The organism is Pseudomonas sp. GW823-FHT04A03, from assembly GCF_058796615.1.
Window position 1 is genome coordinate 263,615 of sequence record NZ_JBXAIV010000006.1, and the last position, 13,579, is coordinate 277,193.

14 protein-coding genes are annotated in these 13,579 nt (G+C 61.9%); 8 read left to right on the forward strand and 6 right to left on the reverse strand.

Annotated elements, in window-relative coordinates:
- Nucleotides 1-36: 36 nt before the first annotated feature.
- Nucleotides 37-429 carry a GFA family protein gene (locus AC1Q9F_RS17805; protein WP_492620504.1) on the forward strand — a complete coding sequence of 131 codons (393 nt, stop codon included), beginning with the start codon at nt 37-39 and terminating at the stop codon, nt 427-429.
- A 38-nt stretch (nt 430-467) separates the two neighbouring features.
- Here AC1Q9F_RS17805 and AC1Q9F_RS17810 read toward each other — a convergent pair whose 3' ends face one another.
- Complete coding sequence (locus AC1Q9F_RS17810; RefSeq protein WP_492620505.1) at nt 468-1,298, reverse strand: alpha/beta fold hydrolase; 831 nt, start codon at nt 1,296-1,298, stop codon at nt 468-470.
- 227 nt (nt 1,299-1,525) lie between these two features.
- Between AC1Q9F_RS17810 and AC1Q9F_RS17815 the strand changes: the two genes are divergently transcribed.
- The 6 genes from AC1Q9F_RS17815 to AC1Q9F_RS17840 all read left to right on the forward strand — a co-directional run bounded on the left by AC1Q9F_RS17815 (nt 1,526) and on the right by AC1Q9F_RS17840 (nt 7,517).
- The gene (locus tag AC1Q9F_RS17815; RefSeq protein ID WP_492620506.1) at nt 1,526-2,458 is read left to right on the forward strand and encodes an acetoacetate decarboxylase; all 933 of its coding nucleotides are present in this window, start codon (nt 1,526-1,528) and stop codon (nt 2,456-2,458) included.
- On the forward strand, nt 2,455-3,138 hold the full coding sequence (locus AC1Q9F_RS17820) for a type 1 glutamine amidotransferase domain-containing protein (protein WP_492620507.1): 684 nt from the start codon (nt 2,455-2,457) through the stop codon (nt 3,136-3,138). Before AC1Q9F_RS17815 ends, AC1Q9F_RS17820 begins: the two co-directional genes overlap by 4 nt.
- A 136-nt stretch (nt 3,139-3,274) precedes the next feature.
- The gene (locus AC1Q9F_RS17825) at nt 3,275-3,730 is read left to right on the forward strand and encodes a (2Fe-2S)-binding protein (protein WP_492620508.1); all 456 of its coding nucleotides are present in this window, start codon (nt 3,275-3,277) and stop codon (nt 3,728-3,730) included.
- 17 nt (nt 3,731-3,747) lie between these two features.
- Nucleotides 3,748-5,910 (forward strand): xanthine dehydrogenase family protein molybdopterin-binding subunit, encoded by a 2,163-nt coding sequence (locus AC1Q9F_RS17830; protein ID WP_492620509.1) that lies wholly within the window; start codon nt 3,748-3,750, stop codon nt 5,908-5,910.
- 1 nt (nt 5,911) lies between these two features.
- Nucleotides 5,912-6,490 (forward strand): hypothetical protein, encoded by a 579-nt coding sequence (locus tag AC1Q9F_RS17835; protein WP_492620510.1) that lies wholly within the window; start codon nt 5,912-5,914, stop codon nt 6,488-6,490.
- A gap of 61 nt (nt 6,491-6,551) precedes the next feature.
- Nucleotides 6,552-7,517, forward strand: coding sequence for a sensor domain-containing diguanylate cyclase (locus AC1Q9F_RS17840; protein WP_007956950.1), 966 nt, complete (start codon nt 6,552-6,554; stop codon nt 7,515-7,517).
- 94 nt (nt 7,518-7,611) lie between these two features.
- Here AC1Q9F_RS17840 and AC1Q9F_RS17845 read toward each other — a convergent pair whose 3' ends face one another.
- The gene (locus AC1Q9F_RS17845; protein ID WP_492620511.1) at nt 7,612-8,037 is read right to left on the reverse strand and encodes a VOC family protein; all 426 of its coding nucleotides are present in this window, start codon (nt 8,035-8,037) and stop codon (nt 7,612-7,614) included.
- A 113-nt stretch (nt 8,038-8,150) separates the two neighbouring features.
- Between AC1Q9F_RS17845 and AC1Q9F_RS17850 the strand changes: the two genes are divergently transcribed.
- The gene (locus AC1Q9F_RS17850) at nt 8,151-9,014 is read left to right on the forward strand and encodes a LysR family transcriptional regulator (protein ID WP_492620512.1); all 864 of its coding nucleotides are present in this window, start codon (nt 8,151-8,153) and stop codon (nt 9,012-9,014) included.
- A gap of 43 nt (nt 9,015-9,057) precedes the next feature.
- On the opposite strand, the gene fabI is transcribed toward AC1Q9F_RS17850, so the two are convergent.
- The 4 genes from fabI to AC1Q9F_RS17870 are packed head-to-tail and all read right to left on the reverse strand — an operon-like array spanning nt 9,058 to nt 13,578.
- Nucleotides 9,058-9,852 (reverse strand): enoyl-ACP reductase FabI, encoded by a 795-nt coding sequence (fabI, locus tag AC1Q9F_RS17855; RefSeq protein ID WP_007956947.1) that lies wholly within the window; start codon nt 9,850-9,852, stop codon nt 9,058-9,060.
- A gap of 19 nt (nt 9,853-9,871) precedes the next feature.
- Entirely contained in the window at nt 9,872-11,482 is a 1,611-nt protein-coding gene (locus tag AC1Q9F_RS17860; protein ID WP_492620513.1) for an ABC transporter ATP-binding protein, read from the reverse strand.
- Nucleotide 11,483: 1 nt separating this feature from the next.
- The gene (locus tag AC1Q9F_RS17865; protein ID WP_492620514.1) at nt 11,484-12,503 is read right to left on the reverse strand and encodes an ABC transporter permease; all 1,020 of its coding nucleotides are present in this window, start codon (nt 12,501-12,503) and stop codon (nt 11,484-11,486) included.
- Between the two features lies 1 nt (nt 12,504).
- Nucleotides 12,505-13,578 (reverse strand): microcin C ABC transporter permease YejB, encoded by a 1,074-nt coding sequence (locus AC1Q9F_RS17870; protein ID WP_207985803.1) that lies wholly within the window; start codon nt 13,576-13,578, stop codon nt 12,505-12,507.
- Nucleotide 13,579 lies beyond the last annotated feature (1 nt).

Sequence of the window (13,579 nt, forward strand, 5' to 3'; positions counted from 1 at the left end):
ACTCACCGGATATTCCATTTTCAGACGAGGTGTCCCATGGACCGATTGACCGGCGGTTGTCTGTGCGGCGAAGTGCGGATCGAGGCGTCAGGGCGACCCTACCGGGTTGGCGTTTGTCATTGTCTGGATTGCCGCAAACACCATGGCGCGCTGTTTGCCGCGTCGGCGATCTTTCCCGAGGATGCGGTGACGATCAGCGGCGAGACCCATGACTATGCAGGGCGACATTTCTGTCCACGCTGTGGCTCGTCGGTGTTTGGCCGTAGTGGCGATGAAGTCGAGGTCAATCTGGGCGCGCTGGATGCACCGGATCAATGCCAGCCGACCTATGAGCTGTGGACGGTGCGTCGCGAGTCGTGGCTGCCGGACTTTCCCTTGGCCCGACATTACGTGCGTGATCGCGAGGGAACGGGGCGAACCGAAGAATAGCCGGGGTCAGGCAGGGCGCCTGACCCCGGCCGATATGATCAGCCGCGAATGAACGCCAGCAGATCCGCGTTGATCGTCGGCGCCTCGGTGGTCGGCATTCCGTGGGGAAAGCCCGGATAGATCTTCAGCGTGCTGTTTTTCAGCAGTTTCGCCGACAGCACGCCGGCGTTTTCATAGGGCACGATCTGGTCATCGTCGCCGTGCATCACCAGCACCGGGATCGAGATGCTTTTCAGGTCGGCGGTAAAGTCGGTCTGCGAGAACGCGACGATCCCGTCGTAGTGCGCCTTGGCGCCGCCCATCATGCCCTGGCGCCACCAGTTCAGAACCACCGCTTCCGAAGGTTTGGCCCCGGGGCGGTTGTAGCCGTAGAACGGGCCGGCCGGCACGTCGTGATAGAACTGCGAGCGATTGGCCGCCAGTTGCGCCTGAAGATCGTCGAACACCGATTTGGGCAGACCACCGGGGCTGCTGTCGGTTTTCACCATCAACGGCGGCACGGCGCTGATGATCGCGGCTTTCGACACCCGATCCTCGCCATGGCGGGCGATGTAATGAATCACTTCGCCGCCACCAGTGGAATGGCCGACATGCACGGCTTTCTGCGTCCCCAGATGATTGACCACTGCCGCCACATCGTCGGCGTAATGATCCATGTCGTGGCCGTCCCAGACCTGGCTCGAACGCCCGTGCCCCCGTCGGTCATGGGCCACGACCCGGAAGCCCTGGGCGAGGAAGAACAGCATCTGCGCATCCCAGTCGTCCGCGCTCAGCGGCCAGCCGTGGTGGAAGTGGATCACCTGGGCGTCTTTCGGGCCCCAGTCCTTGTAGAAGATCTCGACGCCGTCTTTCGTTGTGACATATCCCATGTTCGCGACTCCTGGAAAATGCGGAACGTGACCCCGAAGGGAGTGATGACAAGCGTTATCAACTCTAGGATTGAAGTGCACTTCAAGGTCAAGCAAGTTCCGAACGGTCATTGCTGGAGTGAATGGTGGGTCATAGGCGTTGTGCGCTTGACCTTAAAGTTTGGTTGAACCTTAGAGTCTTGCTCACCGGCCATCCGCCGGGTCAATCAGCGAGAAGGTCAGCGAACATGAACAAGCGCTTTACAGAGGTGGAATTCGGAACGCACAAGGTCGAAGTGCTGGAGGGCGGCTACTACGACCGATTCCGGATGAACCCCAACCTCGACGAAGTGGCCCGGGACAAGGCAGCCGGCAACATCGACTTCTTCCGGCGCATTCCCAAGCAGCAGGTCGCGTCGAGAGTCGGGCCGACCTGGGCGCCGAACTTCTATTACCGTTCCGGCAGCGTGCAGTTGCTGTTCCTGGCGCCGCTGGACCGACTGCGCGCCACCTTGCCTGCGCCGCTTGAACCGCTGCGAGCGTTTCCCGGCTACGGACTGGTGGCGCTGACGTTTTTCTCCTATTCGGTTTGCGACAACGATCCGTACGACGAGGTCTCCGTGGCGATTGTCGTGCGTCGCCCCGGCGCCCGTGGCTCCCACGCGCGGGAACTGATGGACGCCATGCGCCGACGCAGTTTCACCGCCCATGTGCTGGCGCTGCCGGTGAACACCGAAATCGCCCGGGTGCGCGGCGTACACGGCTATCAACTGCCCAAGTGGCGCGCCGACATCAACGTGAACATCGGCACCAGCGTCTGTGCCCGCATTGACGGGCCCAAGGGCCTGCCGGACCTGGTGCTGAAAGCGCCGCTGCCGCCCCTGAAAAACGTCACGCCGCAATCGCGCATGAGCACCGCGACCATGATTCATCAGGTCGATGGCCTGTGGCACCAGAGCGTGGTGCAGAGCAACACACTATCCTTTGCCCAGCGCCTGTTTCCGCGCGATGTGCAGCTGGATCGTAACGGCGGCCCGCTGAGCCAGTTGCTCGATGGCCTCGGGGCTACGCGGATCCTGCGCCTGGACGTGATCAAGGACGCGCAGATCGTGCTCAACCTGCCCGTGCCGCTGACGGCGTTCGGTCAGGCCGGTGTTACCCAGAGAGAGGCTGCCAAATGACCCGCCGTATCCTGCATGTCGTGACCAATGTTGCTCACTATGCCGATCCGACCGAACCCACCGGGCTGTGGTTGGGGGAGTTGACCCATGCCTGGCAGGTGTTCGCGGAAAAAGGCTTTGAGCAGCAACTGGTCAGCCCCAAGGGCGGGCAAAGTCCGTTGGAGCCACGGGCGCTGAAGTGGCCGATGCTCGACCGCTCTGCGAAGGCCTGGCTGAACGATCCGGCGAGCATGGCGCTGCTGGCGAATACCGCCAGCCCGGAGCAGATCGACAGCGCGGATTTCGACGCCATCTACTTCACCGGTGGCCATGCGGTGATGTGGGACTTTCCCGATGACCCCGGCCTGCAACGGCTGACCCGGGAGATTTTCGAGCGCGGCGGGATCGTTTCGTCGGTCTGCCATGGTTATTGCGGGTTGCTCAACACGCGGCTATCGGACGGCAGCCTGCTGGTGGCGGGGCGCAAGGTCACCGGTTACTCGTGGATGGAAGAAGTGTTGGCTGGTGTCGCGAAAAAAGTACCGTACGACTCGGAGCAACAGATGAAGGATCGCGGGGCGCGCTACGAAAAGGCGTTTCTGCCGTTCACCTCGAATGTGGTGACCGACGGCAAACTGGTGACCGGGCAGAACCCGCAATCGGCCAAGGCCACGGCGCTACGTGTGGCCGCGATGCTGTAGATCAATGACCGGTGGTCGCAGCGGCTGGTCGTCGGGTCAAAATGCGCTTAGCTGAAAGGGATAAGCCGAGGCGCGCGCGGCCATCGAGAGCCGTAGCAGTGCCCTTCAGAACACCGTGAGTCTGAGGAAGTCCCCGATGCTGACCTTGAACATCAATGGCAAGGATCAGGAGCTCGATGTCCCCGCGGACATGCCGTTGCTCTGGGTCCTGCGCGATGTCGCGCACCTGACCGGTACCAAATTCGGTTGCGGCATGGCCCAGTGCGGTGCCTGCACCGTGCATGTCGATGGCGCACCATTGCGTTCGTGTATCACCCCGGCCACGGCCGTCGCCCATGGCCAGAAAATCCTCACCATCGAAGGCCTGTCGAGCGACGGCTCGCACCCGGTGCAACAGGCCTGGGCCGAGCTGGACGTGGTGCAGTGCGGTTACTGCCAGTCCGGGCAGATCATGTCCGCCGCCGCGTTGCTGGCGAAAATCCCCAAACCCACCGACAGCGATATCGATCAGGTGCTCTCCGGCAACATCTGCCGCTGCGGCACGTATCCAAGAATCCGCGCGGCGGTCAAACGCGCCGCCGACATCGGCTGAGCGAGGGGAGGTGAGTGATGAACAGTCCTGTATCCCGTCGCGGATTTCTCAAGGGCAGCGCCGTGCTTGGCGGTGGTCTTGTGGTGGCGTTCGTGGTGCCCGGCGGCAACCGTTTTGCCATGGCGGCCGAGAATGAAGGCAAGGTCTTTGCGCCGAACGCGTTCCTGCGGATTGCGGCAGATAACAGCGTCACCGTGCTGCTCGGCCATTCGGAAATGGGCCAGGGCATCTGGACTGGCCTGACCATGTTGATCGCCGAAGAGCTGGACGCCGACTGGTCGAAGATCCGCGTCGAGCACTCGCCGGCCTCGGCGGCCGATTACGGCATGCCCGGTTTCGGCGGGATGCAGATCACCGGCGGCTCCACTTCAACCTGGATGGAATTCGACCGCTACCGGCTCGCGGGCGCCACGGCGCGGCAGATGCTGATCGAGGCGGCGGCCAAGCGTTTCAACGTGGCGCCGTCGACGATCCGCACTGAATCCGGCGTGGTGATTGCCGGCGACAACCGCGCCACCTACGGCGAACTGGCGGACGCCGCCGGGCAACTGCCGGTGCCGGATCCGAAGTCGATCACCTTTAAAGAAGCCAAGGACTGGAAAGTCATCGGCAAACCCACCAAACGCCTCGACACCCCGGAGAAAATCACCGGCCGCGCCAAGTTCGGCATGGACGTGCAGTTCGACGGATTGATGACGGCGATGGTCGCGCGGGCGCCGGCGTTCGGCGCCACAGTGAAATCCTTCGAAGGCGCAGAAGCCCTCGCGATCCCCGGCGTGCACAAAGTGGTGCAGGTGCCGTCGGGTGTAGCGGTGGTCGCCGAGCATTACTGGGCGGCGAAACTCGGTCGCGATGCGCTGAAGGTCGATTGGGACCTGGGGCCCAACGCTGATCTGAGCAGTGAAAAGCTGTTGGCGAGTTTCCGCAAACTGGCAGCCACGCCGGGCACTTCGGCGGCGCAGGCTGGGGATGCCAAGGGCAATTTCGGCAAGGCAGCGAAGAAAATCGACGTCGAATACAGCGTGCCGTACCTGGCCCATGCGCCGATGGAGCCGCTCAACTGCACAGTGAAGATCAGCGCCGACAAGTGCGAGATCTGGACCGGCACCCAGTTTCAGACGCTGGATCAGATGGTCGCCGGCAAGATCACCGGGCTCAAACCGGAGCAGGTCGAGATCCACACCGAATTCCTCGGCGGTGGTTTCGGCCGGCGGGCCAACCCGACTTCGGACTTTGTCGCCGAAGCGGTGCAAGTGGCCAAGGCTGCGGCGATGCCGGTGAAAACCGTGTGGTCGCGCGAAGACGATATTCGCGGCGGTTACTACCGGTCGATGTTCCTGCATCAGGCGAAGATCGGCCTCGGCGCCGACGGCATGCCGCTGGCCTGGCAGCATGTGCTGGTCGGGCAGTCGATCATGGCCGGCACCATGCTCGAGAAAACCATGGTCAAGAACGGCGTCGACCAGACGTCGGTCGAAGGCGTTTCGGACAGCCCGTACATCAAGGGCCTGGCCCATCATCAGGTCGATCTGCATTCGCCGACCACCGGGATCAACGTGCTCTGGCTGCGTTCGGTGGGCCATAGCCACACCGCATTTGTCATGGAGTCGCTGATCGATGAAATGGCCACGGCGGCGGGCAAGGACCCGGTGGAATACCGACGAACGTTACTCAAGGATCACGCCCGGCATCTCGGCGTGCTGAACCTGGCGGTGGAGAAGGCCAACTGGAAAGCCCCGCTGCCGGACGGCCATGCGCTGGGCGTGGCGGTGCACGAATCGTTCGGCAGTTATGTTGCGCAAGTGGCGGAGGTGTCCCAGGACAATCTGGCGATCCGCGTGCATCGCGTGGTGTGTGCGGTGGACTGCGGAATTGCGGTCAACCCGCAGAGCATCGCGGCGCAGATGGAGTCGTGCATCACCTTCGGCCTGGGCATGGCGCTGCACAGCAAACTGACGCTCAAGGACGGCCATGTCGTGCAGTCCAACTATCACGACTATCAGGTGTTGCGGCTCAATGAAATGCCGGTGGTCGAGGTGCACATCGTGCCGAGCACCGACAAACCCGGTGGCATCGGCGAGGCCGGCGTGCCGCCCACGGCGCCGGCGGTGGCCAACGCGGTGTTCGCCCTGACCGGGCAGCGCCTGCGGGAACTGCCGCTGCTATTGTCGGGGGTGTGAGATGAAACGACATTTGTTGTTGGGCGCCGTGATTCTGGTCGGACTGGGCGGTTACGCGTCGGACCTGTTTGCCGACGATCAAGAAGCTTTGAAAGCCTTCGGCACGGTGCAGAAAGTCTTCCAGAGCCCGCGCTGCCAGAACTGCCACATTCCCGGCGATTCACCGTTGCAATTCGACGCCGGCATCCCCCACGCCATGAACGTGGTGCGCGGTATGGACGGCAAGGGCGCGGCGGGTTTGCCCTGCGCCACCTGTCACGCCGAAAGCAATCCGCCAGCCAGTTACGGCCCCCACGCGCCACCCGGCGCGCCGCACTGGAGCCTGCCGCCAGCCGCCCACAAGATGGCCTGGATAGGCCTGCCGGCGGATCGCTTGTGCGCGATGATCAAGGATCGCGCCAGCAATGGCGACCGGGACTTCGCCGCACTGATCAAGCACGTCAACGAGGACAAACTGGTGCTCTGGGGCTGGAATCCCGGGGCAGGGCGCGCGCCGGTGCCAGTGCCGCACGATATCTTCGTGACCCAGTTCAAACTGTGGGCCGATGCAGGCGGGCCGTGTCCGGTGGCCGGCGGATGAGAAGTTGAGTCATTGCTGATTCGGTCTACGCTCAACTGCATCGACGACAAAGGAGTGTGTGATGCTGGTACCCGGCAAACCCGCCAATGAAGCTGTCCGTATTCAAGCGCTGCAGGACCTGAAGCTGCTCGACACCGCACCGGAGGAGCGTTTCGACCGGCTGACGCGGCTGGCCAAGCGTCTGTTCAACGTGCCGATCGCACTGGTCACGCTGGTGGACAAGGACCGGCAGTGGTTCAAGTCCTGCGTGGGCCTGGACGCCACCGAAACCCCACGGGACGTTTCGTTCTGCGGCCACGCGATTCTCAAGGACGAACTGCTGCTGGTGCGCGATGCCCGCGAGGACGAGCGCTTTCACGATAATCCGCTGGTGATTGGCGACCCGAACATCCGCTTCTACGCCGGTTATCCGCTGACCGTGCCCAACGGCAACAAAATGGGCACCTTGTGCCTGATCGACACCAAACCCCGCGAACTCGACGACGAAGAGCGCGCCCTGCTGCGTGATCTGGCCGGCATGGCCGAGCAGGAACTGATGGCCGTGCAGATGGCGAGCATGGACGAGCTGACACTGCTGTCCAACCGTCGCGGCTTCAAGATGCTGGCCCAGCACGCGCTGGATGCCTGCGCACGCCTGGAAAAACCGGCGACGCTGCTGTTTTTCGATCTCAATGACTTCAAGCAGATCAACGACCTTTATGGGCACGCCGAGGGCGACAGCGCACTGAAGAATTTCGCTGATGTGCTGCGCATCGCCTTTCGCGAGAGCGATGTGGTCGGGCGCTTGGGCGGCGATGAGTTCGTGGCGCTGCTGACCGGCTCAAGCCACGTCGAAACTACGGCGATCATGGCGCGCCTCAAGGAAATCCTCGAAGAGCGCAATGCCACGTTGCACCGCGGTTACGCGATTCGCTTCAGCGTCGGCCAGATCGAATACAACCCGCAACGCCATGACACCGTGGACAAGCTGCTGGCGGATGCGGACGGGGCGATGTATGCGCACAAGCAGGCTTTGAAGCGTTGCTAGTGCTGGCCTCATCACGAGCAAGCTCGCTCCCACAGAAGGCGTATTTCAACGGGTGGGAGCGAGCTTGCTAGCGAAGGCGTCTGTACAGGTGCTGCTATTTGGCGAACAAATGCCCGATATCCTTGAACGCCTTGAACTCCAGCGCATTGCCGCACGGATCAAACAGAAACATCGTAGCCTGTTCGCCCACCAGTCCCTGAAATCGAATCCCCGGTTCGATCACGAACCGCGTGCCCAGTGATTTCAAACGCTCGGCCAGCGCATGCCATTCCTCCATCCCCAGCACCACACCGAAATGCGGCACCGGCACGTCATGCCCGTCCACGGCGTTGGTGTGCGCGGCTTCCTGTGAAGCGTTCTTCGGCGCCAGGTGAATCACCAGTTGATGCCCGAAGAAATTGAAGTCGACCCAGTGATCGCTGGAGCGACCCTCTTCGAGTCCGAACACCTCACGGTAGAAATGTCGGGCAGCGGCGAGGTCGTACACCGGAATGGCCAGGTGGAAAGGGCTGAGTGACATAGGTGCGGTCTCTATCAACGGTTGGGGTGAACTGAGTCTAGCGCTGTGCTTTTCGATTGAAAGACGATAGTTTTTGCGCCGAGCTCAAATTATTTCGATCAGTCGAGGCGCCCATGCTGCGTGAACTGAAAACCTTTCTGGCGGTGGCACGGCATGGCACGTTTGCCGCCGCCGGTCTGCATATCGGCCTGACGCAATCGGCGGTCAGCGCGCAGATCCGCAATCTGGAGCAGGCCTTGGGCGTGCGCCTGTTCGATCGCACCGGGCGACAGGCGATCCTTAATCCGGCCGGGCAGCGCGCAGTGCCGATGGCGCAGGAAATGCTCGCCACTTTCAGCCGCATGGCGATCAGCGAGGATGTCAGCGAGTTTCGCGGTGAACTGAGAATCGGCGCCGTGGCGACCGCGCAAACCGGGCTGTTGCCTCAGGCCTTGTTGCGCTTGCGGCAACAGGCGCCAGGCGTGGAACCGAAACTGGTGCCGGGTGTGTCGCTGAACCTGCTGAGCCAGGTGGATGCCGGGGAAGTCGATCTGGCGATCATGATCAAGCCACCGTTCGAATTGCCCAAGGAGCTGTCGGCGCAGGTGATTCGCCGTGAACCCTTTGTGCTGATCGTGCCGCTGGAGGTTGAGGGCGATGATCCGCTGCAACTGCTGGCCGAGCATCCTCACGTGCGTTATGACCGCAATTCGTTTGGCGGACGGCTGGTGACGCAATTTCTGCGCGAGCAGCGGATTGATGTCCACGTAGCGCTTGAGCTGGATGAGCTGGAAGCGATCGTGAAGATGGTCGAGTGCGGGCTCGGGGTTTCGTTGTTGCCCAGGGCCGGGCTGTGGCTGGAACATCCGCTGAAGGTGAGGGTGATCGAACTGGGAGAGCTAACGTTTTATCGGGAGATGGTGGTGTTGCAGCGCTACAGCCAGCGCTCTCAACCGATTCAACAGTTGTTCGCCCGTTGTCTGGAATCGCAGGCATGAAAAAGCCCGCCAATTGGCGGGCTTTTTATCGGCAGCGCGAAGATTACTCTTCGATGTTGCCCATGGCGGTGGTGTTGAAGCCGCCGTCCACGTACATGATTTCACCGCTGATGCCCGACGCCAGATCGGAGCACAGGAAGGCGCCGGCGTTGCCGACTTCTTCGATGGTGACGTTGCGGCGCAGCGGGGTTTGCGCTTCGTTGGCGGCCAGCATCTTGCGGAAGTTCTTGATGCCGGAAGCTGCCAGGGTGCGGATCGGGCCGGCCGATACGCAGTTGACGCGGGTGCCGTCCGGGCCCAGGGAACCGGCCAGGTAACGTACGCCGGCTTCCAGCGAAGCCTTGGCCATGCCCATCACGTTGTAGTTAGGCATGGTGCGCTCGGCGCCCAGGTACGACAGGGTCAGCAGGCTGCCGTTGCGGCCTTTCATCATTTCACGGCCGGCTTTGGCCAGGGCCACGAAGCTGTAGGCGCTGATGTCGTGAGCGATGCGGAAACCGTCACGGGTGGTGGCTTCGGTGAAGTCGCCGTCCAGTTGGTCGCCCGGGGCGAAGCCGACGGAGTGCACGATGCAGTCCAAGCCGTCCCACTTCTTGCTCAGCTCTTCGAAGACCTTGGCGATTTCTTCATCGCTGGCCACGTCGCACGGGAAGCACAGCTCAGGGCTCGAACCCCAGCCCTGTGCGAACTCTTCTACGCGACCTTTCAGTTTGTCGTTCTGATAAGTGAAGGCAAGCTCAGCGCCCTCGCGATGCATGGCGGCAGCGATGCCGGATGCGATGGACAGCTTGCTGGCGACACCGACGATCAGTACGCGCTTACCGGCGAGAAAACCCATGTGTTGCTCCTCTTTCAGGTTATTGCGCAGTGGCTGGTGCCAGGAAAGCGGCCTCCAGCAACTGCTGTGTATACGGATGTTGGGGGGCGGCAAAAATACTTTGCGCGTCTCCCTGTTCGACCACTTGGCCATGCTTGACCACCATCAGCTGGTGGCTCAGCGCTTTCACAACAGCCAGGTCATGGCTGATGAACAAATACGTCAGGTTGTACTTGGCTTGCAGTGAACGCAACAGCTCCACCACTTGCCGCTGTACCGTCCGGTCGAGGGCCGAAGTCGGCTCGTCCAGCAGGATCAGCGCCGGTTTGAGCACCAAAGCCCGGGCTATGGCAATTCGCTGCCGTTGCCCACCGGAAAATTCGTGGGGGTAGCGGTGCCGGGTTTCCGGATCCAGACCTACCTCCTTCAATGCCGCAATAATTGCCGCTTCCTGCTCGGCGGCGGTGCCCATCTTGTGGATCCGCAGGCCTTCGCCAACGATGTCATTCACGCACATCCGCGGGCTCAGGCTGCCAAACGGATCCTGAAACACCACCTGCATCTCCCGACGCAACGGCCGGACTTCGCTTTGCGTCAGGCAGTCTAGCTGCTTGCCCTCAAAACGGATCGCACCTTTGCTGCCGATCAACCGCAGGATCGCCAGACCCAGGGTGGATTTGCCGGAACCGCTTTCCCCCACAATCCCCAGGGTCTGACCCTGAGGCAGGCTGAAATTGATGCCGTCCACTGCCTTGACGTGATCCACCGTACGCTTGAGCAGGCCTTTCTTGATCGGGAACCAGACTTTCAGATCCTCGACTTCAAGCAGCGGCGCCCCGATTTTATTGCTCGCCGGGCCTCCGCTGGGCTCAGCGCCAAGCAGTTCCCGAGTGTACGGATGCTGTGGCGAACGGAACAGCTCTGCGCACGATGCCTGTTCGACGATGCAACCGCGCTGCATGACACATACACGATGCGCAATTCTTCGCACGAGGTTCAAATCGTGACTGATCAGTAACAGCGCCATGCCCAATCGGGCCTGCAATTCCTTGAGCAGGTCGAGGATTTTCAGCTGAACGGTCACGTCCAGTGCAGTGGTCGGTTCGTCGGCGATCAGCAGTTCCGGCTCGTTGGCCAGGGCCATGGCGATCATCACCCGCTGGCGCTGGCCGCCAGACAATTCGTGGGGCAGGGCCTTGAGACGCTTGTGCGGCTCGGGGATGCCGACCATCTCCAGCAGCTCCAGCGTGCGCTTGGTCGCGACTTTGCCGGTCAGGCCCTTGTGGATGCCCAGCACCTCGTTGATCTGCTTCTCGATCGAGTGCAGCGGGTTGAGCGAGGTCATCGGCTCCTGAAAGATCATCGCGATCCGATTGCCGCGAATGTGACGGATGGTCTTTTCGCCCAGTTCCAGCAGGTTTTGTCCTGAATAGTTGATGCTGCCGGCCGGATGCCGCGCCAGCGGATAGGGCAGCAGGCGCAGGATCGAGTGCGCCGTCACCGACTTGCCCGAGCCCGATTCGCCCACCAGCGCCAGGGTTTCGCCGCGCTTGATGTCGAAACTCACGCCTTCGACCACCCGTTGCACGCGATCGCCGATGCCGAATTCGACGGCCAGGTCGCGGATTTCGATCAGATTGTCCTGATTCATGTCACTTCCTCGGGTCGAAGGCATCGCGAGCGGACTCGCCGATGAACACCAGCAAACTCAACATAAGTGCCAGCACCGCAAACGCGCTCATGCCCAGCCACGGCGCCTGCAGGTTGGATTTGCCTTGGGCCACCAGCTCACCCAGAGAAGGGCTGCCGGCCGGCAAGCCGAAACCGAGGAAGTCCAGAGCGGTGAGGGTGCCGATAGCGCCGGTCAGGATGAACGGCATGAAGGTCATGGTCGAAACCATGGCGTTGGGCAGGATGTGACGGAACATGATTGCGCCGTTCTGCATGCCCAGCGCTCTGGCTGCGCGCACGTATTCGAGGTTGCGCCCGCGCAGGAACTCGGCGCGCACCACGTCCACCAGGCTCATCCACGAGAACAGCAGCATGATCCCCAGCAGCCACCAGAAATTCGGCTGGACGAAACTGGCGAGGATGATCAGCAGGTACAGCACCGGCAAACCCGACCAGATCTCCAGGAAACGCTGGCCGGCCAGATCGACCCAGCCGCCGTAGAAACCCTGCAAGGCGCCGGCGATCACGCCGATGATCGAACTGAGCACGGTCAGGGTCAGGGCGAACAGCACCGACACCCGGAAGCCGTAGATGACCCGCGCCAGTACATCGCGGCCCTGATCGTCGGTACCCAGCAGGTTGTCCGCCGACGGCGGGGCCGGGGCCGGGACTTTCAGGTCGTAGTTGATGCTCTGATAGCTGAACGGAATCGGCGCCCACAGCACCCACGCGTCCTTGGCCTTGAGCAGTTCGCGGATGTACGGGCTCTTGTAGTTAGCTTCCAGCGGGAATTCGCCGCCGAAAGTGGTTTCCGGGTAGCGCTTGATCGCCGGGAAGTACCAGTTGTTGTCGTAGTGCACCAGCAGCGGTTTGTCGTTGGCGATCAGCTCGGCACCGAGGCTCAGGCCGAACAGGATCAGGAACAGCCACAGCGACCACCAGCCACGCTTGTTGGCCTTGAACAGTTCGAAGCGCCGGCGGTTGAGAGGGGACAGGTTCATCTCAATGCTCCCGGCTGGCAAAGTCGATACGCGGATCGACAAGGGTGTAGGTGAGGTCGCCGATCAGTTTCACCACCAGCCCCAGCAGGGTGAAGATGAACAGGGTGCCGAACACCACCGGGTAATCGCGGTTGATCGCCGCTTCGAAACTCATCAGGCCGAGGCCGTCGAGGGAGAAAATCACTTCCACCAGCAACGAACCGGTGAAGAAGATGCCGATGAACGCCGAGGGGAAACCGGCGATCACCAGCAGCATCGCATTGCGGAACACATGGCCGTAGAGCACGCGGTGGCGGGTCAGGCCCTTGGCCTTGGCGGTGACCACGTACTGCTTGTTGATCTCGTCGAGGAAGCTGTTTTTGGTCAGCAGGGTCATGGTCGCGAAGTTGCCGATCACCAGCGCCGTCACCGGCAGCGCCAGGTGCCAGAAGTAATCCAGGATCTTGCCGCCCAGGCTCAGTTCATCGAAGTTGTTCGAGGTCAGGCCGCGTAAAGGAAACCAGTCCAGATAACTGCCGCCGGCAAACACCACGATCAGCAGAATCGCGAACAGGAACGCCGGAATCGCATAACCGACGATGATCGCCGAACTGGTCCAGACGTCGAAATGACTGCCGTGCCGCGTGGCCTTGGCGATCCCCAGCGGGATCGACACCAGGTACATGATCAGCGTGCTCCACAGCCCGAGGGAGATCGATACCGGCATCTTTTCCTTGATCAGATCGATGACCTTGGCGTCGCGGAAGAAACTGTCGCCGAAATCCAGCCGGGCGTAGTTCTTGACCATGATCCACAGACGTTCCGGGGCCGACTTGTCGAACCCGTACATCTTCTCGATTTCCTTGATCAGGGCCGGGTCCAGGCCCTGTGCACCGCGATAGGAAGAGCCGGCCACCGACACCTCGGAACCACCGCCGGCAATGCGGCTGGTGGCGCCTTCGAAACCTTCGAGCTTGGCGATCATCTGCTCCACCGGCCCGCCGGGCGCGGCCTGGATGATCACGAAGTTGATCAGCAGAATGCCGAACAGGGTCGGGATGATCAGCAGCAGTCGCCGAAAAATGTACGCCAGCATC

Coding starts and splice junctions, on each gene's coding strand:
- AC1Q9F_RS17830 (WP_492620509.1), top strand. CDS start 3,748: ATGAACAGTCCTGTATCCCGTCGCGGATTTCTCAAGGGCAGCGCCGTG.
- AC1Q9F_RS17860 (WP_492620513.1), bottom strand. CDS start 11,482: ATGAATCAGGACAATCTGATCGAAATCCGCGACCTGGCCGTCGAATTC.
- AC1Q9F_RS17845 (WP_492620511.1), bottom strand. CDS start 8,037: ATGTCACTCAGCCCTTTCCACCTGGCCATTCCGGTGTACGACCTCGCC.
- AC1Q9F_RS17815 (WP_492620506.1), top strand. CDS start 1,526: ATGAACAAGCGCTTTACAGAGGTGGAATTCGGAACGCACAAGGTCGAA.
- AC1Q9F_RS17805 (WP_492620504.1), top strand. CDS start 37: ATGGACCGATTGACCGGCGGTTGTCTGTGCGGCGAAGTGCGGATCGAG.
- AC1Q9F_RS17825 (WP_492620508.1), top strand. CDS start 3,275: ATGCTGACCTTGAACATCAATGGCAAGGATCAGGAGCTCGATGTCCCC.
- fabI (WP_007956947.1), bottom strand. CDS start 9,852: ATGGGTTTTCTCGCCGGTAAGCGCGTACTGATCGTCGGTGTCGCCAGC.
- AC1Q9F_RS17840 (WP_007956950.1), top strand. CDS start 6,552: ATGCTGGTACCCGGCAAACCCGCCAATGAAGCTGTCCGTATTCAAGCG.
- AC1Q9F_RS17810 (WP_492620505.1), bottom strand. CDS start 1,298: ATGGGATATGTCACAACGAAAGACGGCGTCGAGATCTTCTACAAGGAC.
- AC1Q9F_RS17865 (WP_492620514.1), bottom strand. CDS start 12,503: ATGAACCTGTCCCCTCTCAACCGCCGGCGCTTCGAACTGTTCAAGGCC.
- AC1Q9F_RS17835 (WP_492620510.1), top strand. CDS start 5,912: ATGAAACGACATTTGTTGTTGGGCGCCGTGATTCTGGTCGGACTGGGC.
- AC1Q9F_RS17820 (WP_492620507.1), top strand. CDS start 2,455: ATGACCCGCCGTATCCTGCATGTCGTGACCAATGTTGCTCACTATGCC.
- AC1Q9F_RS17850 (WP_492620512.1), top strand. CDS start 8,151: ATGCTGCGTGAACTGAAAACCTTTCTGGCGGTGGCACGGCATGGCACG.
- AC1Q9F_RS17870 (WP_207985803.1), bottom strand. CDS start 13,578: ATGCTGGCGTACATTTTTCGGCGACTGCTGCTGATCATCCCGACCCTG.